Origin of the sequence: Mycobacterium sp. 1245805.9 (assembly GCF_001672915.1) — a bacterium.
Classification (GTDB): domain Bacteria; phylum Actinomycetota; class Actinomycetes; order Mycobacteriales; family Mycobacteriaceae; genus Mycobacterium.
Map to the genome: position 1 here is coordinate 1 of NZ_LZKR01000076.1, position 21,837 is coordinate 21,837.

The 21,837-nt window shown below is 67.9% G+C and carries 20 protein-coding genes; 10 read left to right on the forward strand and 10 right to left on the reverse strand.

Annotation, left to right across the window (positions count from 1 at the left end):
* The coding region (locus tag A9X00_RS31295; protein WP_197515134.1) for a PecA family PE domain-processing aspartic protease at positions 1-1,546 on the forward strand (1,546 nt) is incomplete at its 5' end.
* Between the two features lie 4 nt (positions 1,547-1,550).
* On the opposite strand, the gene A9X00_RS11135 is transcribed toward A9X00_RS31295, so the two are convergent.
* Genes A9X00_RS11135 through A9X00_RS11145 form a run of 3 tightly spaced genes read right to left on the reverse strand, consistent with a single transcriptional unit; the run spans position 1,551 to position 5,615 of the window.
* Positions 1,551-3,101, reverse strand: coding sequence for an acetolactate synthase large subunit (locus tag A9X00_RS11135; protein WP_067152850.1), 1,551 nt, complete (start codon positions 3,099-3,101; stop codon positions 1,551-1,553).
* Positions 3,098-3,922, reverse strand: coding sequence for an amidohydrolase family protein (locus A9X00_RS11140; protein WP_067152852.1), 825 nt, complete (start codon positions 3,920-3,922; stop codon positions 3,098-3,100). The genes A9X00_RS11135 and A9X00_RS11140 overlap by 4 nt, the downstream gene beginning before the upstream one ends.
* 52 nt (positions 3,923-3,974) lie before the next feature.
* Positions 3,975-5,615: an acyl-CoA synthetase gene (locus A9X00_RS11145; RefSeq protein WP_067152854.1), complete on the reverse strand. Its 1,641-nt coding sequence runs from the start codon at positions 5,613-5,615 to the stop codon at positions 3,975-3,977.
* A gap of 64 nt (positions 5,616-5,679) precedes the next feature.
* Between A9X00_RS11145 and A9X00_RS11150 the strand changes: the two genes are divergently transcribed.
* Positions 5,680-6,492 carry a crotonase/enoyl-CoA hydratase family protein gene (locus A9X00_RS11150; RefSeq protein WP_067152856.1) on the forward strand — a complete coding sequence of 271 codons (813 nt, stop codon included), beginning with the start codon at positions 5,680-5,682 and terminating at the stop codon, positions 6,490-6,492.
* A gap of 107 nt (positions 6,493-6,599) precedes the next feature.
* Entirely contained in the window at positions 6,600-7,439 is an 840-nt protein-coding gene (locus tag A9X00_RS11155; protein WP_067152859.1) for a hypothetical protein, read from the forward strand.
* Between the two features lie 63 nt (positions 7,440-7,502).
* Here the strand turns inward: A9X00_RS11155 and A9X00_RS11160 are convergent, their stop codons facing one another.
* Genes A9X00_RS11160 through A9X00_RS11170 form a run of 3 tightly spaced genes read right to left on the reverse strand, consistent with a single transcriptional unit; the run spans position 7,503 to position 10,506 of the window.
* Entirely contained in the window at positions 7,503-8,708 is a 1,206-nt protein-coding gene (locus A9X00_RS11160; RefSeq protein ID WP_067152861.1) for a cytochrome P450, read from the reverse strand.
* Positions 8,705-9,421, reverse strand: coding sequence for an acetoacetate decarboxylase family protein (locus A9X00_RS11165; RefSeq protein ID WP_067152863.1), 717 nt, complete (start codon positions 9,419-9,421; stop codon positions 8,705-8,707). The genes A9X00_RS11160 and A9X00_RS11165 overlap by 4 nt, the downstream gene beginning before the upstream one ends.
* Before the next feature lie 53 nt (positions 9,422-9,474).
* Positions 9,475-10,506 carry an LLM class F420-dependent oxidoreductase gene (locus tag A9X00_RS11170; RefSeq protein ID WP_067152865.1) on the reverse strand — a complete coding sequence of 344 codons (1,032 nt, stop codon included), beginning with the start codon at positions 10,504-10,506 and terminating at the stop codon, positions 9,475-9,477.
* 61 nt (positions 10,507-10,567) lie between these two features.
* Between A9X00_RS11170 and A9X00_RS11175 the strand changes: the two genes are divergently transcribed.
* The 5 genes from A9X00_RS11175 to A9X00_RS11195 all read left to right on the forward strand — a co-directional run bounded on the left by A9X00_RS11175 (position 10,568) and on the right by A9X00_RS11195 (position 16,269).
* A complete protein-coding gene (locus A9X00_RS11175) occupies positions 10,568-11,557 on the forward strand; it encodes a Zn-ribbon domain-containing OB-fold protein (RefSeq protein ID WP_197515135.1) in 990 nt (329 codons plus the stop codon).
* Positions 11,558-11,572: 15 nt separating this feature from the next.
* Complete coding sequence (locus A9X00_RS11180) at positions 11,573-12,637, forward strand: thiolase domain-containing protein (protein ID WP_067152869.1); 1,065 nt, start codon at positions 11,573-11,575, stop codon at positions 12,635-12,637.
* A complete protein-coding gene (locus A9X00_RS11185) occupies positions 12,637-13,830 on the forward strand; it encodes a thiolase domain-containing protein (RefSeq protein ID WP_067152871.1) in 1,194 nt (397 codons plus the stop codon). The genes A9X00_RS11180 and A9X00_RS11185 overlap by 1 nt, the downstream gene beginning before the upstream one ends.
* The gene (locus A9X00_RS11190; RefSeq protein ID WP_067152873.1) at positions 13,827-14,252 is read left to right on the forward strand and encodes a nuclear transport factor 2 family protein; all 426 of its coding nucleotides are present in this window, start codon (positions 13,827-13,829) and stop codon (positions 14,250-14,252) included. The genes A9X00_RS11185 and A9X00_RS11190 overlap by 4 nt, the downstream gene beginning before the upstream one ends.
* 133 nt (positions 14,253-14,385) lie before the next feature.
* Positions 14,386-16,269: a PE family protein gene (locus tag A9X00_RS11195; RefSeq protein ID WP_067152875.1), complete on the forward strand. Its 1,884-nt coding sequence runs from the start codon at positions 14,386-14,388 to the stop codon at positions 16,267-16,269.
* 92 nt (positions 16,270-16,361) lie between these two features.
* Here A9X00_RS11195 and A9X00_RS11200 read toward each other — a convergent pair whose 3' ends face one another.
* Positions 16,362-16,886, reverse strand: a complete 525-nt coding sequence (locus A9X00_RS11200; protein ID WP_067152877.1) for a gamma carbonic anhydrase family protein — start codon at positions 16,884-16,886, stop codon at positions 16,362-16,364.
* 117 nt (positions 16,887-17,003) lie between these two features.
* Here A9X00_RS11200 and A9X00_RS11205 point away from each other — a divergent pair, with 117 nt between their 5' ends.
* Together A9X00_RS11205 and A9X00_RS11210 are read left to right on the forward strand one after the other, a co-directional pair.
* Entirely contained in the window at positions 17,004-18,173 is a 1,170-nt protein-coding gene (locus tag A9X00_RS11205) for a Rieske 2Fe-2S domain-containing protein (protein ID WP_067152880.1), read from the forward strand.
* A gap of 4 nt (positions 18,174-18,177) precedes the next feature.
* Positions 18,178-18,627 (forward strand): hypothetical protein, encoded by a 450-nt coding sequence (locus A9X00_RS11210; protein ID WP_067152882.1) that lies wholly within the window; start codon positions 18,178-18,180, stop codon positions 18,625-18,627.
* 158 nt (positions 18,628-18,785) lie between these two features.
* Here A9X00_RS11210 and A9X00_RS11215 read toward each other — a convergent pair whose 3' ends face one another.
* The 3 genes from A9X00_RS11215 to A9X00_RS11225 are packed head-to-tail and all read right to left on the reverse strand — an operon-like array spanning position 18,786 to position 21,837.
* Positions 18,786-19,931 carry a sulfotransferase gene (locus A9X00_RS11215; RefSeq protein WP_067152884.1) on the reverse strand — a complete coding sequence of 382 codons (1,146 nt, stop codon included), beginning with the start codon at positions 19,929-19,931 and terminating at the stop codon, positions 18,786-18,788.
* Entirely contained in the window at positions 19,931-20,713 is a 783-nt protein-coding gene (locus A9X00_RS11220) for an SDR family oxidoreductase (protein ID WP_067152886.1), read from the reverse strand. Before A9X00_RS11220 ends, A9X00_RS11215 begins: the two co-directional genes overlap by 1 nt.
* Positions 20,710-21,837 (reverse strand): hypothetical protein, encoded by a 1,128-nt coding sequence (locus A9X00_RS11225; RefSeq protein WP_067152889.1) that lies wholly within the window; start codon positions 21,835-21,837, stop codon positions 20,710-20,712. Before A9X00_RS11225 ends, A9X00_RS11220 begins: the two co-directional genes overlap by 4 nt.

Consider the following 21,837-nt stretch of genomic DNA (forward strand, 5'->3'; position numbering starts at 1 on the left):
GCGGAGAGGTGAATACGACACACCCGCTGCCGCCGGGGGCCCCGGCGGCAACGGGGGGGCGGCCGGCGCGGGCGGCGCGCCCGGCACCGGCTTCCAAGCGGCACCCGGGAGCGAACGGCTGCCCGTCGGCACCGGCGGAAACGGGGGCACCGGGGGCACCGCCGGCTCCGGAGGCGCCGGCGGGCAAGGCAGCAGCGGCTTCGCTGGCGGCAACGGAGGCATGGGCGGCCAGGGCGGGAACGGCGGCGCCGGCGGCGACGCCAGTGGCGCCACCTTCAACGCCCAGGGCGATAACGGCGGCGACGGCGGCGCCGGCGGCGCCGGGGGCAACGGCGGAACCGGCGGCGCGGGCGTCAACGGCGGCACCGGCGGCAACGCCGGCCGCGGGGGCGATGGCGCGAACGCGGGCAACGGCGGCTCGGCCACGTTGGCCGGCACCGGCGTCAACGGCGGCCAGGGCGGCACCGGCGGCAACGGCGCCAAAGCGGGCGCCGCGGGCTCCGGCGGCGCGGCCGGCTTCGGGGGCAGCGTCGGCGCCGTCGGCAGTGGCGCCAACGGCGGCAACGGCGGCAACGGCGGGACCGGCGGCAGCGGTGGCACGGTCGGCTCGCCCGGCACCAACGGCACCGGCGGCATCGGCGGGGCCGGCAGCGGCCCCGGCAACAGCGCCGGCAGCAACGGAACCCCGATTTCGCAAAACCAGGCCATCGCGCTGACGCTGTCTCAGGGGCGTTTCCCGATCGTGTACGTCTCGATAAACGGCGGGCCGCCGGCGCCCGTGCTGGTCGACACCGGATCCAGCGGTCTGGTGATCGAGGGGCAGTACGTCCCGAACGCCGGCCCCTCCGTCGCGACCGGTTCGGTTTCCTATTCCGGTCCGGGCGCGTCGGTGACGGTCAACTACTCGACGTCCGACGAATCGGTGGCGTTCTTGACGGGGGCGAATGGATCCGTCACCGCCGTCACCGCGCCGACCGCCGTTGACATCCTCACCGGCAGCAACGCGACAAGCTTCGCAAACTACTGGGCCGGCACCGGCGTCGTCGGCGTTTTGGGCATCGGGCCGAACGCCGGGGGTCCGGGCACCAGCACCGTGATCACGGCGCTGCCCGGGACCCTCGACCAGGGTGTGCTCGTCAACCAACCCCACAACCAACTGGTGTTCGGCCCAAATCCGTTGCCGGGCACCGTCTCCATCACCGGCTCGCCGACCGTCGCCAACGTGGACGTACAGGTCACGCCCCCGGGGGGCACGACGACGTCCACGGTCGTTCCCTCGTTGCTCATCGATTCCGGCGACAACTTCGGATCGATCCCGGCATCCCTACTCGGCACCGGCCAGACGTCCGGAACCGTGCCGGTGGGAACGGTCATCACCGTCCAGACCAGCACCGGCCAGCTGCTGTACAGCTACACGACCACCGCCGCGACTCCCCTCACGGTTACCGGCAGCGTGATGAACACCGGGAACATCCCCTTCGAGCTGGGACCGGTCTACATCTCGGAAAGCCCCAGCGGTCTCGGAACGACGACCTTCGACGCCTGAGGTGCTAGCCCGTTATCGACGGCACCACGGCGTCGATGAGGTGCGGTCCCGGTTCGGCGAGGGCAGCCCGCAGGGCATCGGCGAATTCCTCGGCCGTGGTCACGCGCCGCGCGGAAACTCCCATGCCCTCGGCAATCTTGACGAAATCCATTGTGGGACGCGACAAGTCGAGCAGGTCCAACGCCTTCGGGCCGGGCGACGACCCAGCCCCGACCCGCGCCAGCTCGATCCGCAGGATGTCGTAGGCGCTGTTGTCGTACAGCACCGTGGTCACGTTGAGGTTTTCCCGCGCCTGGGTCCACAACCCCGAGATCGTGTACAGCGCCGACCCGTCGGATTCCAGGCACAGCACCGGACGATCGGGGGCGGCCACCGCGGCGCCCACCGCGGCGGGAATGCCGTAGCCGATCGCGCCGCCGGTCAGCGTCAGCCAATCGTGGGCCGGCGCACCGGCCGTGGCGCGCTCCAGCATGATGCCCGACGTGTTCGACTCGTCGACGACGATCGCCCCTTCCGGCAGGAGCGCCCCGACGACGGCGGCGGCCGACGCGGACGTCAGCGCACCCGTGGGCAGCGGCGGACGCGACGCGGCCGCCAGCGGGGCTTGCGTGCCGGGCGCCACCTCATCGGCCAGAGCGGCCAAAGCGTTTGCGGCGCAGTTGTATTCGGCGAGCACATGCACCTGGCAGCCCGCCGGCACCAGGTCGCTGGGCATGCCCGGGTAGGCGAAGAACGACACCGGTGACTTGGCGCCCGCCAGCACCAGGTGCTTGGCGCCGTTGAGCTGGGCGGTGGCCGCCTCGGCGAAGTAGGCCAGCCGCTCGACGGCGGGGACCCCCGCGCCGCGTTCCAGCCGGGTCGGGAACGTCTCGCACAACAACTTGGCCCCGGTCGCCCGGGCGATACGGGCGGCCGCGGCCAGCCCGGGCCCCCGGGTAGCGTCGCCGCCGACCATGAGCACCACGGGCTCCCCCGAACGCAAAACCTCGAGCACCTCGGAGGCCAGGGCGGGATCGGGTCGCGGCGGCTCGGCGGGCGGCGTTCGCGCCGGTTGCCCCCCGTCCGACCAGGACACGTCGGCGGGCAGGATCAGCGTCGAAATGTGGGATCCCGACCGGCTGGCGGCGATCGCCTCGGCGGCGTCGGACGCGACGTCGGCCGTTCGCGCGGTGCGGCGCATCCATCCCGAGACGGTGCCGGTCAGCGCGTCGATGTCGGATTCCAGTGGGGCGTCGTACTTTTTGTGATAGGTGGCGTGGTCGCCGACGACCACCACCATAGGCACCCGCGCGCGGCGCGCGTTGTGCAGGTTGGCCAGGCCGTTGCCAAGTCCCGGGCCCAGGTGCAGCAGCACCGCGGCCGGCCGGTCCGCGATGCGCGCGTAGCCGTCGGCCGCGCCGGTGGCCACACCCTCGAAAAGCGCTAGCACACCGCGCATTTCGGGAACGGCGTCGAGTGCGGCGACGAAATGCATCTCCGACGTGCCCGGGTTGGCGAAGCACACGTCCACGCCGCCGTCGGCCAGGGTATTGATCAGGGCCTGTGCGCCGTTCACCTGTTTTCCTCCAGTCCGAAGACGCGTTGGGCGTTGCCGCGCAAGAAGTCTCGGCGGGCGTCGTCGCTAAGCCCTAATTCGTCCAGCCCCGCCAGCGCGTGCGTGTGGGTGATCATCGGGTAGTTGGTGCCGAACAAGACCTTGCGTTGCCCGGTGCCGGTTTTCATGAACCTGACGAGCTCTTCCGGCAGCCGCTGGATGGTGTAGGCCGAGGTGTCGATGTAGACGTTCTCGTGCTTGCGGGCGACGGCCACCATCTCCTCGGTCCACGGGTAGCCGACGTGGCCGCAGACGATGACCAGCTCGGGAAAGTCGAGCGCCACCTGGTCGATGTAGGGAATCGGGCGCCCGGTCTCCGACGGCCGCAGCGGGCCGGTGTGCCCGACCTGGGTGCAGAACGGAACGTTGCGCTCGACGCATTCGGCGAACAGCGGATAGTAGCGGCGGTCGGTGGGCGGTGCGTCCCACAGCCAGGGCACCACCCGCAGGCCGACGAATCCCTCCGTCACGCGGCGCCGCAGCTCGCGGACCGCGGCCATCGGGCGATCGAGGTCGACGGTCGCCAGACCGGCGAACCGCGTCGGATGCGACCGCACCCATCCGGCAACCTCGTCGTTGGAGACCAGGTCCTGGCCATTGGGACCGCTCCACGCGCTGAGCAGGCCGAAGTCGACGCCGGCGGCGTCCATCGCCGCGATTGTCACCTCGATCGGGATGTCGGCGTCGGGCATCGCTCCCCCGGTCCAACGCCGCAGCGAGGCCAGCATGTCGCTGCGCAGAAACCGTTGCGTCGGATGTTGCATCCACACGTCGATCGTCATCGCGCTTCGACTCTAGACCCACCGGGAAGTGGGTCAGGCCACTAGGAGCCGATCAGGTCGTCACGTGGCTCGCATGCACGTCGTCGGCGGGGCGGGCCTCGGTCTGCTCCTTGGCCCAGCGGTAGTCGGGCTTGCCGGCGGGCGAACGCTTGACCTCGTCGACCAGCCAAAGGCTGCGCGGCACTTTATATCCCGCGATCTCGGAGCGCACAAAGCTGTCCAGCTCGGCCAGCGAGGGCCGCGCCCCGGGCCGGGGCTGCACGACGGCGGCCACGTGCTGGCCGTAACGCGGATCCGGCACACCGACCACGAGGGCGTCGAAGACGTCGGGGTGGCCCTTCAGGGCCGCCTCGACCTCCTCGGGGTAGATCTTCTCGCCGCCGCTGTTGATCGAGACCGAGCCGCGACCCAGCATGGTGACCGAGCCGTCCTCCTCGACCACCGCCCAGTCCCCCGGGATCGCGTAGCGAACTCCGTTGATGGTCCTGAACGTTTCGGCGGTCTTCTTCTCGTCCTTGTAGTAGCCGACCGGGATGTTGCCCTTCTTCGCGATGAAGCCGCGCACGCCGGACCCGGGCTTGACCTCGTTGCCGTCCTCGTCGAGCACGACGGTGCGGTGGTCGATGGTCACGCGGGGCCCACCGCTGTGAGGGGCGTCTTTGGCGACGATGCTGGTGCCACCAAAGCCCGTCTCCGAGGAGCCAATCGAGTCGGTGATGACCCGGTTGGGCAGCAGCTCGAGCAGGCGCTCCTTGATGCTCGGCGAGAACAACGCCGCGGTGCTGCCCAACATGAACAGCGACGACAGGTCGTAGTCGTTTTTCTTGTCGAGCGCATCGAGCAACGGCCGGGCCATCGCATCGCCGGTGAAGAACAGCATGTTCACCTTGTGCTCGTGGATCGTGCGCCAGACCTCGTCGGCGTTGAATTCCGGTGCCAGCACGGTGGTTTGGCCCGAGAAGATCGACCTCCAGGTGGCCGACTGGGTGGCGCCGTGGATCATCGGCGGAACCGGATAGTTGATCATCGGCGGATTGGCGGCCGCGGCCTTGGCCAGATCGTATTCGTCCTTGACGAATTCGCCCGTGGCGAAGTCGGTTCCACCGAGCAGCACCCGGTAGACGTCCTCGTGACGCCACATCACGCCCTTGGGGAAGCCCGTCGTGCCACCCGTATACAGCAGGTAGATGTCGTCGGCGCTGCGCGGGGCGAAGTCACGCTCGGGCGAGCTGTCGGCGAACGCTCCGTAGAACTCGACGCCGCCGTAGCGCTTGTAGTCGTTGTCGCTGCCGTCCTCGACCACCAGGATCGTCTTGACGTTCGGGGTGTCCGGCAGCACGTTGGCCACCCGGTCGGAGTATTGGCGCTCGTGGACCAGGGCGACCATGTCGGAGTTGTCGAACAGGTAGCGAAGTTCGCCCTCGACGTAGCGGAAGTTGACGTTGACGATGATCGCGCCGGCCTTGACGATGCCGAGCATGGCGATGACGATCTCGATGCGGTTGCGGCAGTACAGCCCGACCTTGTCGTCCTTCTTGACGCCCTGGTCGATCAGGTAGTGGGCGAAACGGTTGGCCTTCTCCTCCAGCTCGGCGTAGGTCAGCTTCTCGTCGCCGCAGATGAGGGCAACACGGTCAGGCACAGCGTCGATGGCGTGCTCGGCAAGGTCGGCAATATTCAGGGCCACGGCCACCAAATTAGAACGTGTTACATTTCTTGACAAGCTCACCCCCAACGTCAACGGAAAGGCACCAGCCGTGGCCGAGGCTCCAGCAAACGAGCAAACGGGACCCGACGCACTCATCGAGCAGCGCGGTCACACCCTGATCGTCACGTTGAACCGGCCGCACGCCCGCAACGCGCTGAGCACCGAAATGATGGAAATCATGGTGCAGGCCTGGGACCGCGTCGACAACGACGACGACATCCGGTGCTGCATCCTGACCGGGGCCGGCGGTTACTTCTGCGCGGGCATGGACCTGAAGACGGCAACCAAGAAACCGCCGGGCGACTCGTTCAAGGACGGCAGCTACGACCCGTCACGCATCGACGCCTTGCTCAAAGGCCGCCGACTCACAAAACCCCTCATCGCGGCCGTCGAGGGACCCGCGATCGCCGGTGGCACCGAGATCCTGCAGGGCACCGACATCCGAGTCGCCGGTGAGAGCGCCAAATTCGGCATCTCGGAAGCCAAGTGGAGCCTGTACCCGATGGGCGGGTCCGCGGTGCGACTGGTACGGCAGATCCCCTACACGGTCGCCTGCGACCTGCTGCTGACCGGACGCCACATCACCGCCGCCGAGGCGAAGGAGATGGGCCTGATCGGGCATGTCGTCCCGGATGGTCAGGCGCTGACGAAGGCGCTAGAGATCGCCGAGATCATCGAGAACAACGGTCCGCTGGCCGTGCAGGCGATCCTGCGTGCGATCCGGGAGACCGAGGGGTTGCACGAGAACGACGCGTTCAAGATCGACACCCAGATCGGCATCAAGGTGTTCCTCTCCGACGACGCCAAGGAAGGCCCGCGGGCGTTCGCCGAGAAGCGCAAGCCCAACTTCCAGAACCGCTGACGCACGCCCTTCGCGCCGAGCGTGAACTGGCGGCGCGATTCCGCCCGAATTTGATACCTGGTTTCACGCTGGGCGCACCTGTCGGTGGCGTGGGACACACTGCCCGCGTGGGAGAACCGTTCATCGGAAGCGAAGCGCTCGCAGCGGGCGCGGTCACGCGGCACGCGCTGCGAAGCAGATTCGTCGCAATCCATCCCAACGTCTACGTCCCCCGCGACACGGATCTGACCGCAGTGACACGCGCTCGTGCCGCCTGGCTGTGGTCCCGGCGGCGCGGGATCGTCGCGGGACAATCAGCGTCGGCCCTGCACGGTGCGAAATGGGTAGATCACCGCGCGCCGGCGCAATTGCTCTACGAACATCGTCGCCCCCCGGCCGGCATCCGTACCTGGTCGGACACCGTCGCGGACGATGAGACTCAAGTGATCGACGACGTGCTGACGACGAACCCTGCGCGCACGGCATTCGACCTGGCCTGCCGCAATCCGGTAGGGAACGCTGTCGCTGCTATCGATGCCCTTGCCCGAGCAACGCGGCTAAAGGTCGCCGACGCGGAATTGGTTGCGGAACGCTACAAAGGCCACCGGAACATACGGCGAGCCAGGCGCGCGCTTGCACTTGTCGATGCCGGCGCTGAGTCACCCCGGGAGACTTGGCTGCGACTGATGGTCATCGAGGCCGGATACCCGCCGCCGCAGAGCCAGCTCCCGGTCTACGGCGAATATGGCGAGCTGGTCGCGGTTGTTGACCTCGGTTGGGAGGATCTCAAAATCGCCCTCGAGTACGAAGGTGACCACCATCGCACCGATCGCCGGCAACTGCGCAGGGACATCGAGCGCTATGAAGCTCTAAACGCCATGGGTTGGATCACCATTCGCGTCATGGCCGAACACACGCGGGGCAGCATCCTGGCACGGCTGGCCACGGCATGGTCTCGCCGAACGTGAACTCACGCACGGAATTTGGTCGATTCCTCGCCCTCAGAACACGCTCGGCGCGACGAGGGCCGATTAGCCCAGCGGCGCGCTCGGCGTGAACGCCACCGGCATCTTCTCGAGGCCGGAAACGAAGTTCGCGGGCCGCAACGGCAACGCGGCATCTGGAGACGCCAGCCGCAAGTCCGGCAGGCGCTGCAGCAGCCGCGTCTGCATGATCGACAGCTCCAGCCGCGCGAGCTGGTTGCCAAGGCAGAAGTGCGTCCCGAACCCGAACGCCAGGTGGTTGTTCGGGTAGCGCTCGATGTTGAAGCTCTCCGGATCCTCGAAGACCTTCTCGTCGAAGTTGGCCGACTCGAACAGCAGGATCATCTTTTCGCCCTCACGCAGCGCCGTGCCGTGGAATTCGGTGTCGGCGGTGACGGTGCGGGCCATGTTCTTCACCGGCGCGGTCCAGCGCAGCATCTCTTCGATCGCGTTGGGCAGCAGGCTCAGATCGTCGACCAACCGCCGGTGCTGGTCGGGGTGCAGCAGCAGCTGCCGGGTGCCGCCGGACAGCGTGTGACGGGTGGTCTCGTCGCCGCCGATCAGGAGCAACAGGACCTCGGTGACGATCTGGTGGTCCTCCAGCCGCGATCCCTCGACCTCGGCGTGCACCAGGACGCTGACGAGATCGTCGGTCGGCTCGGACTTGCGGGCCGCGATCATCCCCATCATGTATTCGCTGTAGGCGGCGAAAGCATCCATGGTGACCTGCATGTCCGCTTCGGCCGCGGTGCTGCTCAACGCGCCGACCAGCTCATCGGACCACTTGAGGAACATTGCGCGTTCCTCGGGCAGCACCCCAAGCATGTCGCCGATGACCGCCATCGGCAGCGGCGCGGCCAGGTCCCAGACGAAGTCACACTCGCCGCGCTCGCACACCGCGTCGATCAGCGTGTCGCACAGCGAATTGATCTTGGCCTCTTGGTCTTTCACCCGCTTGCGGGTGAAGCCATAGTTTACGAGCTTGCGCCGCAACAGATGTTGCGGGTCGTCCATCTCGATCATCATCTCGACGCCGGGTTGGTCAGGTCGGATGCCGCCGGCATTGGAGAACAGCTCGGGCTTGCGCTCGGCGTCGATGACGGCCTGGTACGTCGACGCCGCCGCCAGCCCGTTGCGGTCGCGAAAGACCGGCTCGTTCTCCCGCATCCAGCGGTAGACCGCGTGCGAGTCACCGGCGTAGAAAGTGCCGTCGGTCAGGTCCACATCGGGTCTGGTCACCGAAGTCACCGTCATGAGATCTCCTGAGCATCGCCGAAGGTCATCTGCACGTTCTCAACCGAGCTGGACACCATCGCACGCTTCGGAAGGCCCAGCGACGCCAGCTCTTTCGCGTAGGGGTGATCGCCCAGCCGGACCCGCACCCCGCCGAATCGGGTGCGCACCCCGTCCAGGGTGTGTTCGAAGGAGGTCTCGCGGGTGACGCCGTCGCGGTGCGAGTAGGTGCGCTGCGCTTGCTGGCGCGGGGTCAGCGAAAACGGCAGGCCCCGACGGAATTCCATGTCGATCACCAGCTGCCCGTCGACGGTGCAGTCGAATCCGAAATGGCGGCCCTCGCGAACGGTGAAGTCCGCCATGACTTTCGGGTAACCCCAGATCTTGGTCCCGGCCTCCAGCGTGAACGGCTGGTCGACGGGCAGGTGGTGGATGAAGGCGCCGGCCGACTGCAGCGCCCGCGGTCCGCTGGGCGAAGATCCCGGCGGGTTGACCATCACGCTGGTGCCGAATTCGTAGTACTGGCCCAGGTCGCCGTCGATGTAGTGCATCAGCATCAGCACGACGATCGTGCGCCTCGGCAGGTAACGGCAGACCTGCAGGCCGCTGTAGTCGATCAGGTGTTGCGCGGCGTCGGCGTCCACCGAGAACATCGCCATGTGCTGGTTTGCCCGTCGGATCCGCACCGGCATCGTGAGCACCGTGCCGGCGATCGTGTGTTGCGAGGCTGTCATCGGGCCAATCTAGAACGCGTTCTATTCGGACGGCAACCCTCTTTGGGACCGGGCTACACCAAGGTAGCAAGCTCGCTGATCTGCTCGGCATTGCGGCCGTTGACCACCATCATCGTGACGCCCGCGGCCTCCCACACCTTGACCTGCTTACGGACGTAGTCGATGTCGCCGACGATCGCGGCGTCGTCGACCAGCTCATCGGGGATGATCTCGGCGGCCTTGTCCTTCTGGTTGCTGCGGAAGAGCTTCGTGACGTCGTCGACGACCTCGGCGTAGCCCATCCGGCGGTAGACGTCGGCGTGGAAGTTGGTGTCCTCGGCGCCCATGCCGCCCATGTACAGCGACAGATACGGCTTCATGGCCGCGAAGGCGGCGCTGCGGTCGTCGGTGATGACGATGGTGGCCGTCGCACAGATCTCGAAGTCCTCCCGGGTGCGACGGGCACCGGGCCGGGCGAAGCCCTCGTCGAGCCACTCGTTGTACATGTCGGCCAGCCGCGGGGTGTAGAAGATCGGCAGCCAGCCGTCGCAGATCTCGGCGGACAGCGCCACGTTCTTGGGGCCCTCGGCGCCCAGCATGATCGGGATGTCGGCCCGGAGCGGATGGGTGATGGGCTTGAGCGGCTTGCCCAGCCCGGTCGTCGCAGCACCTGTCAATGGCAGCGGGTAGTGCGGCCCGGAACTGGTCACGGGCGCCTCACGCGCCCACACCTGCCGCAGGATGTCGATGTATGCACGGGTGCGGGCCAGCGGCTTCGGGAACGACTGGCCGTACCACCCCTCCACCACCTGTGGGCCGGACACGCCCAGCCCAAGAATGTGCCGGCCCCCGGACAGGTGGTCCAGCGTCAGGGCGGCCATCGCGCAGGCCGTGGGGGTCCGCGCCGACAGCTGGACCACCGAGGTGCCCAGCCGCACCCGCGACGTCGACGATCCGTACCAGGCCAGCGGCGTGTAGGCGTCCGATCCCCACGCCTCGGCGGTGAAGACGGCGTCGAATCCGGCCTCCTCGGCCGCCGCGACGAGCTCCGCGTGGTTCTCCGGCGGTTGGGCGCCCCAATACCCCAGCTGCAACCCCAGCTTCATGATGAGTGCCTCTCCTGACCCGATGTTGAAACGATTCTTAGAACCTGTTCTACTCGATGGCGTGACAGCCAGTTCGAGCAGCCCGACCTTGATGGATCACCGTGAGCCACCGCTCTCCGCGCCACTGACGTTGTCATTCGACTACACCCGTTCGGTGGGCGCCACGCTTAGCAAGTTCTTCACCGCGTTGCGTGACCGCCGCATTCTCGGGGTGCGCGGATCGGATGGCCGGGTGCACGTCCCGCCGGCGGAATATGACCCCGTCACCTACGAGCCGCTGGGCGAGATGGTACCGGTGTCGAGCGTCGGCACCGTCGCGTCGTGGACCTGGCAGCCCGAGCCGATCGAGGGCCAGCCGCTGGACCGGCCGTTCGCGTGGGCGCTGATCAAGCTGGACGGCGCGGACACCCTGCTGATGCACGCCGTCGATGCGGGCGAGCCCGGCAAGATCCGCACCGGCGCTCGGGTCCACGTGCACTGGGCCGACGAGACGGTGGGCGCCATCACCAACATCGCCTACTTTGCGTTGGGTGAGGAGGCCGAACCGGAAGGCCCCGGAAGCGACCAGGACCCGGTCACCATGATCGTCACGCCGATCTCGCTGACGATCCAGCACACCGCCTCGCACGAGGAGAGCGCCTACCTTCGCGCCATCGCCGAAGGAAAGCTGCTGGGCGCGAGGACCGGGGAAAACGGGAAGGTGTATTTCCCGCCGCACGGCGCCGATCCGGCCACCGGCCAGCCGACCACCGAGTTCGTCGAGTTGCCCGACAAGGGCACGGTGACGACGTTCGCCATCATCAACATCCCCTTCCAGGGCCAGCGCATCAAGCCGCCGTACGTGGCGGCCTATGTGCTGCTCGACGGCGCCGACATCCCGTTCCTGCATCTGGTCGCCGACGTCGACGCGCACGAGGTGCGGATGGGCATGCGTGTCGAGGCGGTGTGGAAACCCCGCGACGAGTGGGGATTTGGCATCGACAACATCGAGTACTTCCGGCCGACCGGCGAACCCGACGCCGAGTACGACACCTACAAGCACCACCTGTAAAGGACCCAGCTGCACATGAGCGCTCGCAATGTTGCGGTCGTCGGCTTCGCCCATGCCCCGCACGTCCGCCGCACCGACGGCACCACCAACGGCGTCGAGATGTTGATGCCGTGCTTCGCCCAGCTCTACGAGGAGCTGGGCATCACCAAGGCCGACATCGGATTCTGGTGCTCCGGATCGTCGGATTACCTTGCCGGCCGGGCATTTTCGTTTATCTCCGCGATCGACTCCATCGGCGCCGTTCCGCCGATCAACGAGTCGCACGTCGAGATGGACGCGGCCTGGGCTCTGTACGAGGCCTACATCAAGATCCTGACCGGCGAGGTCGACACCGCCCTGGTGTACGGCTTCGGCAAGTCCTCGGCGGGGATCCTGCGCCAGATCCTGTCGCGGCAGACCGACCCCTACACGGTGGCGCCGTTGTGGCCGGACTCGGTGTCGATGGCCGGGTTGCAGGCCCGCATCGGGCTCGACACCGGCAAGTGGACCGACATTCAGATGGCGCGCGTAGCATTCGATTCCTTCGCGAACGCCAAGCGCGTCGACTCCGTGCAGCCCCCGGTCAGCCTGGACGAATTGCTGGAACGGCCGTTCTTCGCCGATCCGTTGCGCCGCCACGACATCGCCCCGATCACCGACGGCGCCGCCGCGATCGTGCTCGCCGCCGCCGACCGGGCCCGCGAGTTGCGCGAAAACCCGGCCTGGATCACCGGTATCGAACACCGCATCGAATCCCCGTCGCTGGGCGTTCGCGACCTCACCGAGTCGCCGTCGACCAAGGCCGCGGCGAAGGCCGCCACCGGTGGCAACACCCGCAACCTCGACGTCGCCGAGATTTGCGCCCCCTTCACCCATCAGCACCTGATCCTGGCGGAGGCGATCAACATTCCGGGCGCGACGAAGGTCAATCCGTCCGGCGGGGCCCTGGCGGCCAACCCCATGTTCGTCGCCGGCCTGGAACGGATCGGCTTTGCCGCACAACACATCTGGAACGGTTCGGCCGAGCGGGTGCTGGCGCACGCCACCAGCGGGCCCGCCCTGCAACAGAACCTGGTAGCGGTCATGGAAGGAAAGAACTGATGGCCGGTGCAGGGGCACACCTTGCCGCGGTACTCGGTACCGGGCAGACGAAGTATGTCGCCAAGCGCAAAGACGTCTCGATGAACGGCCTGGTGCGCGAGGCGATCGACCGCGCACTGGAAGACTCCGGTTCGACCTTCGACGACATCGACGCGGTCGTGGTGGGCAAGGCTCCGGACTTCTTCGAGGGCGTCATGATGCCCGAGCTGTTCATGGCCGACGCCGTGGGCGCCACCGGCAAGCCGCTGATCCGGGTGCATACCGCCGGTTCGGTCGGCGGGTCCACCGCCGTTGTCGCCGCCAGCCTGGTGCAGTCCGGAAAGTACCGCCGCGTCCTGGCTATGGCCTGGGAAAAGCAATCGGAATCAAATGCCATGTGGGCGTTGTCGATTCCGATCCCGTTCATCAAGCCGGTCGGCGCCGGCGCCGGCGGATACTTCGCCCCGCACGTTCGGTCCTACATCCGCCGCTCGGGGGCGCCGCTGAACATCGGCGCCATGGTCGCGGTCAAGGACCGGCTCAACGGGGCCCGCAACCCGCTGGCCCATCTGCACCAGCCCGACATCACGGTCGAGAAGGTGATGGAGTCACCCATGCTGTGGGACCCGATCCGCTACGACGAGACCTGCCCGTCGTCCGACGGGGCGGCGGCGGTCGTCATCGGCAACGAGGAGGCCGCCGAAGCCCGTGTGGCGCAAGGGCAGCCGGTGGCCTGGATTCACGCGACCGCGTTGCGCACCGAGCCGCTGCAGTTCTCCGGCCGCGACCAGGTCAGCCCGCAGGCGGGGCGCGACGCTGCCGCCGCGCTGTGGAAGGCCGCCGGCATCACCAGCCCGATCGACGAGATCGACGCCGCCGAGATCTACGTGCCGTTCTCCTGGTTCGAGCCGATGTGGTTGGAAAACCTCGGGTTTGCGCCCGAGGGCGAGGGCTGGAAGCTCACCGAGGCCGGCGAGACCAAGATCGGCGGCCGGCTGCCGGTGAACCCGTCGGGCGGCGTGCTGTCGTCGAACCCCATCGGCGCGTCAGGCCTGATCCGCTTCGCGGAGTCCGCGATTCAGGTGATGGGCAAGGGCGGCGATCACCAGGTTCCCGGCGCACGAAAGGCGTTGGGCCACGCGTACGGCGGCGGCTCGCAGTACTACTCCATGTGGGTGGTCGGCGCCGACAAGCCCGAAAAGGTCCCGGCATGACGAACATTCAGGAAAAGACCAAGCACCCCGCCCACGAGGCCGGGCGCCGCTCCCGCGAGGCGGTCATCGCCAGGGACAAGGAGGCGTGGCTGGCGGTGTTCGCCGACGACGCGATCGTCGAGGACCCCATCGGGCCGTCGCCCCTCGATCCCGAGGGCAAGGGGCATCGCGGGCGTGCCGCGATCGAGGCGTTCTGGGACAACACCATCGCGCCCACCACCAAGATCGAGTTCTTCTTCCGCGACACCTACCAATGCGGCAACGAGGAAGCCAACGTCGGGCACATCCTCATCACCACGGGCGACTATCAGACCACGGCGGAGGGCGTCTTCACCTACAAGGCCAACGACGAAGGCCAGATGGTCGCCCTGCGCGCGTACTGGGAGATGGACCGCGCCATCGCGAACACGCGACACGTCTAGAACGCGGGCCGGTTCCGCGCACCGCGCGTTTTGGCGAAAACGCGAGATTTTGTGTCCCAGCAGCTGTTACGCTCTGCCGGCTTGACGGCCATAAGCCAACGCCCAGGGTTGACACGTGCGGGGAGGGTGCCACATGTCCTTTCTGATAGCGGCGCCCGAGGTGATCGATGCCGCGGCGGCAGATCTGGCAACTATTCGGTCAGCGCTCACTGAGGCGAATCTCGCCGCGCTCGCCCCCACTACCGGACTGCTGGCGCCGGCGACTGACGAGGTGTCGGCGGCCATCACGGCCGTATTCACCGGGCATGCCGAGGCATATCAGGCGCTCGGCGCACAGGTGTCGGCTCTTCACGAGCAGTTCGTGCGTGCCCTGAACACAGCCGCCGTCGCCTACGCGAGTGCCGAGGCCGCCAACGCTTCGCCGCTGCAGGGCGTGTTGAACGCGATAAACGCGCCCACCCAGACGCTGCTGGGTCGCCCGTTGATCGGCAACGGCGCCAACGGCGCGCCGGGGACAAGCCAAAACGGCGGGCCGGGCGGGATATTGGTCGGCAACGGCGGCAACGGCGGGTCCGGTGCGGCGGGCCGAAACGGTGGCAACGGCGGCGCGGCCGGGCTGTTTTGGGGTACCGCCGGGGCGGGCGGCGCCGGCGGCAGCGCCCAAGCCGTCGGCGCCGTGAGCGGTTCTGGCGGGGCCGGCGGCGCCGCCGGGCTTTTCGGAACCGGTGGGGCCGGCGGCGCGGCCGGTATCAGTGTCAACGGCCGCAGCGGCTTTGGCGGGAACGGCGGTGCGGGCGGCCTGATTTACGGAGCCGGCGGAGCGGGCGGCGCAGGCGGTAATGCCATCAGCGTCGCGGGCGGCGGCGGCGCCGGCGGTAACGCCGGGCTATTCGGCTCCGGCGGCCTCGGCGGGGCCGGCGGGGACAGCGGGCTCAGCGGGGGCGGCGCCGGCGGCGCAGGCGGCGCAGGCGGCATGCTCTCCGGCAACGGCGGTGGCGGCGGCGCCGGCGGCATCGGCGGCTTCATCGGCGCACAGCCCAACGCGAACGGCGGCGCCGGCGGCGCCGGCGGGCACTCTGGAGTGTTCGGAACCGGCGGGGCGGGCGGCACCGGCGGGATGTCGGCGGCGCCCACCAGCACGGCGGGCGCCGGGGGTGCCGGCGGCGGCGCCGGCCTGTTCGGAACCGGCGGCGCGGGCGGAGCGGGTGGGATTGCCACGGGCTCCGGCAGTACCGCAGGAGCCGGCGGCGCGGGCGCTGCCGGCGGGATGTTCACCGGGGCCGGTGGCGCCGGTGGTGCCGGCGGTTCTTCGCTGAACACCGCCGGCGGGGACGGCGGGATCGGCGGTGCGGGTGGCAACGCGGGTTGGCTGTCCGGGCATGGCGGCGCCGCCGGCGGCGGCGGGTTTTCACAGGGTGCCGCGGGCGGGACCGGCGGTAGTGGCGGCGGCGGCGCGCTGTTTTCCGGCAATGGCGGAACCGGCGGCGCGGGCGGGACGAGCGTCAATGGCGCCGGAGGGCTTGGCGGCGCCGGCGGCCAATCCGGGCTGCTCGGCGCCGGCGGCGCCGGCGGTGCGGGCGGCCTGTCGGGGGCCGCCGTCGGTGGGGGCGGAGGCGCTGGCGGCACTGCCCGGCTGTTCGGCACCGGTGGAGCCGGCGGAGCCGGCGGGGCCGGCGGCACTCTCGGGGGTAACGGCGGTGACGGTGGCGCCGGCGGCACGCTCGACGGCGACGGTGGCGCCGGCGGTGCCGGCGGACTTGGCGCGTCCGGCGGGGCTGGTGGAAACGGCGGCAAGGCAGGGTTCATCGGATCCGGCGGCACGGGCGGCGCGGGCGGCGAGGCGATCGCTGCTGCGGGTGTGGGCGGGAACGGCGGCAACGGCGGCAACGCGCAACTCGTCGGCAACGGCGGTAACGGCGGTAATGGCGGCAACTCGCCGGCCACTATCGGCAATGGCGGCGCAGGTGGTGCCCGTGGGTTGTTGTTGGGCTTCCCCGGGACGCCCGGCCTGACGTAATTGCCAAGGGCTGAGCGGCGATTCGAGCTGTAAGGACAGGCGGCCGCGAGCACGCAAATGTTCTCGACCGTGAAACTGCCTGCCCGCGAACGCTAGATCGGCCTCAGCCCGGCGATGTGGCGCTGCGCCAGATCACGATAGGCCTGCGGGTTGACGTTGACCCACATCTCGGCCCCGGTTCCGGCAACCGGCCCCTTCACCTGCGCCGGCGACCCGACCGCCAGCATCCCGGCCGGAATCTGGGTGCCCGCCAGCACCAGTGACCCGGCGGCGATCAGGCTGCGCGCCCCGATCACCGCCCCGTCCAAAACTGTGGCGTGGTTGGCGATCAGCGCCTCCTTGCCGACGTGCACACCGTGGATCACGCACATGTGCGCCACCGTCGCGCCCGGCCCGATGTCCACCGGAATGCCGGGCGGGGCGTGCAACACCGATCCGTCCTGAACGTTCGCGCCTTCCCGCACCACGATCGGCCCGTAGTCACCGCGCAACACGGCGTTGAACCAGACCGACGCCCCCGCCTCGACCGTGACGTCGCCGATCAGGGTCGCGGTCGGGGCCACGAAAGCGGTCGGATCGACGCGCGGCGACCGGCCCTCGAAAGCAAACAGCGGCATCGTCTAGATATACCTTGCGCCAATACGCCCGCGATAACGCGGCTAGACCAGCGGTCATTGCGCCGGCCAGCCCCAAAACTGTAACGTGTTCTAGTTAGAGACCACTGGAGGTGACTGGTGACTACCGACACCAAGGCGGTGGGTATCCGGGAAATCGATCCCGGAGCCTTGCCGACGAGATATGCCCGGGGCTGGCATTGCCTGGGCGTCGCGAAGGACTTCCAGGACGGCAAGCCGCATTCGGTGCAGGCGTTCGGCACCAAGCTGGTGGTGTTCGCCGACTCGCACGGCGACATCAAGGTGCTAGACGGCTACTGCCGGCACATGGGCGGCGACCTGTCCGAGGGCACCATCAAGGGCGACGAAGTCGCCTGCCCGTTCCACGACTGGCGCTGGGGCGGCGACGGCCGCTGCAAGCTGGTGCCTTACGCCAAGCGCACCCCGAAGACCGCGCGCACCCGCTCGTGGACGACCGACGTGCGCGGGGGCCTGCTGTTCGTCTGGCACGACCACGAGGGCAACCCGCCGGACCCCGCGGTCCGGATCCCCGAGATCCCCGAGGCGGCCAGCGACGAATGGACCGACTGGCGCTGGAACCGCATCCTCATCGAGGGGTCCAACTGCCGCGACATCATCGACAACGTCACCGACATGGCGCACTTCTTCTACATCCATTTCGGGTTGCCGACGTACTTCAAGAATGTCTTCGAGGGTCACATCGCGTCGCAGTACCTGCACAACGTGGGCCGGCCCGACGTGAACGACCTGGGCACGTCTTACGGTGAGGCGCACTTGGATTCGGAGGCGTCCTACTTCGGGCCGTCGTTCATGATCAACTGGCTGCACAACAGTTACGGCGGCTACAAGGCCGAGTCGATCCTGATCAACTGCCACTACCCGGTCACCCAGAACTCGTTCGTGCTGCAGTGGGGCGTCATCGTCGAAAAGCCCAAGGGCATGGACGAAAAGATGACCGACAAGCTCTCGCGGGTCTTCACCGAAGGGGTCAGCAAGGGCTTCCTGCAGGACGTCGAAATCTGGCAGCACAAGACCCGCATCGACAACCCGCTGCTGGTCGAGGAGGACGGCGCCGTCTACCAGCTGCGCCGCTGGTACCAGCAGTTCTACGTCGACGTCGCCGACATCACGCCAGAAATGGTGGAGCGCTTCGAGATTGAGATCGACACCACCCGCGCCAACGAGTACTGGAACGCCGAGGTCGAGGAGAACCTCAAGGCCCGGGAATCCGAACCCGACTCCGAAGGCGTACCCGCCGAGCAGCACTGAGACCATGCCCGAGGACCAGCCGGCAGTACCCGATGTCGATCGGCTCGCCCGGTCGATGCTGCTGCTCTACGGCGATCATCACGATCACGACGGGCCGCCCGCGCGAAACGGTGGGTCCGGATCCTGGCTGAAGTCAAGGGATTTCGCCGACGACCCGGATCGCGCCGCCGCGGTCGCCGACGCCAGCCGCGCCGATCGCGAGCGCTACCTGACGTCGGGGCTGCTGCCGGTGGATTGCCGATTCTGCCACGTCACGGTCACGGTCAAGAGGCTCGGCCCGGGTCACACCGCGGTGCAGTGGAACACCCAGGCGGCGCAGCGTTGCGCGTACTTCACCGAAATACGCGAATCCGGTGGCGACACCGCGCGTGCGCGGGCCTGCCCGAAGCTGAGCGACAGCATCGAGCACGCGGCGGCTGAGGGCTACCTGGATCACCCCGACGATCCGGCCTAACCTCCCCGTGGGCCCCTGTCGGGCCGGGCAGCCGTTGTGTCTGCCTCATAGCGACAGCGCCACGGGCTAACCAATTGTCGCTGTGAGGCAGGCACATTGGGTGCCGCCCGGCGCAGAGGCTGGAGCGGCAGCCGTGACCAGCGTGAGCAACTCGCGGACTACAGCCCCGCGAACCGCTCCTTGACGACCTCGGCGGTCAGGCCGTAGTCGGCCAGGGAGTACTTGTGCTTGGGAGCCCGGGCGCCGGTCTGACTCTCGGCGTGGCTGTCCTCCATGGCCTTTCGCGCCTCGTCGGTCAGCGGGATAGCGAAGTGCCGGTATACGTTGGCGACCGTCCCGAGCGGGTCGGCGATCAAGTCGTGGTAGTCGACGTCGTAGAACTGGGCCGGATCGTATTTGGCGCGTGCGGTGTTGAACAGGCGCAGACCGCGCGACCAGGTTTCCATGTTGTCAGCGCCGATCTGGGCGCCGGAGAAGGTCGTCGACCAGCCCTCAGCGGTGTGCTGCGCCAACGAGCACATCGACGCCAGGATCGTTTCCACCGGCCGGTGGGTCTGTATCACCAGGGCATCGGGATAGGTCGCCATCAGCGCATCGAGCGCAAACAGATGGCTGGGGTTCTTGAGTACCCAACGCTTTTCGACGTCATTGAGTCCGATCAGCTGAAGGTTGCGGCGGTGCCGCTGGTATGACGGCGTCCAGTCCTGCTCCGACAGCCAGCGCGAATAGGTGGGCAGGTGCGACAGCGTTTCGTATGACACCGAATGCAGCGACTGCCGCAGCAGCTGCCAGCACTCCTCCAGCTCGTAGGCGGCCATGAAGTGCAGGCCGGTGTACTCCGGGTTCTCTGAGTGAGCCTTTTCGAACTGGGCATTCAGCGCGCTGTACCACGGGTTTTCGTCCCAGGTGTCGCGGGGCGGCCGCGGCTGGGGAAACTCGGCCAGCCACAGGTGCAGGCCCTGATGTACCGGGTCGGCGCCCAGCAGGCGGTGCAAGATCGTGGTTCCGGTGCGCGGCAGGCCGGTGACGAAGATCGGCCGCTCGATGGCCACGTCGACGTACTGCGGGTACTGCTTCCACGCCGACTCGGCGAACAACCGGGCCACCAGCGCGCCGCGCAAGAAGAACCGATTCATCTTGCTGCCCAACTCAGTGAGGCCCGCGTCACGCTGATAGGAGTCCAACAGCACGCCCAACGCCTCGCGGTAGTTGTCGTCGTCGGCGCCGAAGTCGTCCAGCCCGCACAGCTTGGTCGCCGACGCTTGCAGGTCCTCGACGGTGCCGACGTTGGTCCGTTGGGTCATCAGGTGTGATACTCCCCGCAGTTGACGTCCAGGCACTGCCCGGTGATGCCGCTGGACAGGTCGCTGGCCATGAACAGAATCGCCGAGGCCACCTCGTCCTCGGTCGGCAGTCGCTTGAGGTCGGAGTTGGCCGCGGTGGCCTCGTAGATCTGCTCGGCCGTGGTGCCGTACTTGCCGGCCTGATGGTTGAAGTATGCCTGCAGCGTCTCACCCCAGATATAGCCGGGCGCAACGGAATTGACACGGATCCCTTTCTCGCCCAGTTCGGTCGCCAACGACTGCGACATCGACAGCAACGCGGACTTGGCCATCTTGTAGGCGCCGTATTTGGCCTGCGAGTGCCGCAGCACCATGGAATTGACGTTGACGATCGATCCGTGCGCCTGTTCCAGCGCCGGGGTGAAGGCCTGGATCAGCCGCAACGCGCCGAGGGCGCTGAGTTCGATGGCATCCCGGATGTGCTGAAAGCTGGTCGCCGCCAACGGCTTCATCGAGGGCACCCGGAACGCGTTGTTGATCAACACGTCAAGTTTTCCGTAGGCCTCGAGCGTGGCATCGACCAAGTTGCTCACCTGGTCGTCCTCGGTGATGTCGGTGGGCACCGTCGTCGCGCGCCCGCCGGCGTCGGCTATCTGCTTGGCGACGTCGTCCAGCCGTTCCGGCGTGCGGGCCGCCAGCACCAGGTCGGCGCCCTCCCGCGTGCATCGGTGCGCCAGCGTCGTGCCCAAGCCCGGGCCCACGCCGCTGATCAGCACGACCTTGCCGGCTAGCAACTTCGTCATCCCAGCATCCTTGCCTGAATTTGTCGCTGCCGCAGCGCAATTCGCGCGCGCCAGTCGTCCTCGGAGATCTTGTTGTGGTCGAAATACGGCAACTTGCTCGGCACCCCGTCGAGGTCAACCAGCTCGACCGTCGGACCATCCGCACCGGTGAGCTCACGCGACACCCGCTGCCAGCGGAACTGCAGGTATCCGCGCCGGTGGCCGAGGGTCTCTACCCAGTTGGTGACTCCCGGATTCTGGTCGGCAACGACGATGCGCACCTTGCCGTCCGGATCCGCTTGCGCCTGAGTGTTGTTCAGCGAGGTCTGGTGGTTGATGTAATCCAGCGAGATGTACCACAGGCTGCCGAGCTGGAAGCCGAGGTAGGGAGCATCACTAACCGGAATGGTGATAACCAGGGCCTGGTCCGGCCGCAGATCCCAGTGCCCGACCGACGAGTACTGCGTGGCCAGTCCGCCCGGCGTCAGCCGAGGTGCCACCATGGTGTTGACCGGGAGATTGTCATAGAACCACTGGGGAAATTGCAGCCAGGTCTTCACGCGCTGAACCAGCTGCTTTCCCGCTGTCGCGTAACGCCTTTCGATCATTTCGCGAGTTAGCGGCGGCGGGGCGGTGCCAGCAGTATCAGTTCGGGCGATCGCCAGGGTGCCGCGCTGCGCCGACCAGTCGCCGTAGACCTCGCGCATCACCAATTGACCCGCGCTGGTGGGGACCACCCGCCACTCGAAGCTGCCGTCTTCGGCGATGTCGAGCTCTCGGTCGTCGAACGCAGCCTGGCTGGCGGGAACGTTGTCATCGGTGTACTCGCCGCCGAGCAGTTGGAAGCTCAGGTCGGTGGTGGTGCCGCGCCTGCCGGTGACCACATACTCATGGCCCGCATGCACCCGGGTGCCGAAGTAGAGGGTGTCGGGGTTGTCGAGGCCCATCTTGGTGAACGGCCCGGTGCCCGACTGTAGGAATGGATGGTCGCGGTCGTAGTCGAAGGCGAGATGCTCGCACGCGGCGATGCAGCCGCCCAGGTATTGCAGCCCTTCGAGCAGGTCGGCTTCGGTTTCGATAAACGGTGCGGCCGCGACGAGTTTTTCGGCTTCGACGATGGCTTCGTTGAGGGGATCAGAGAACAC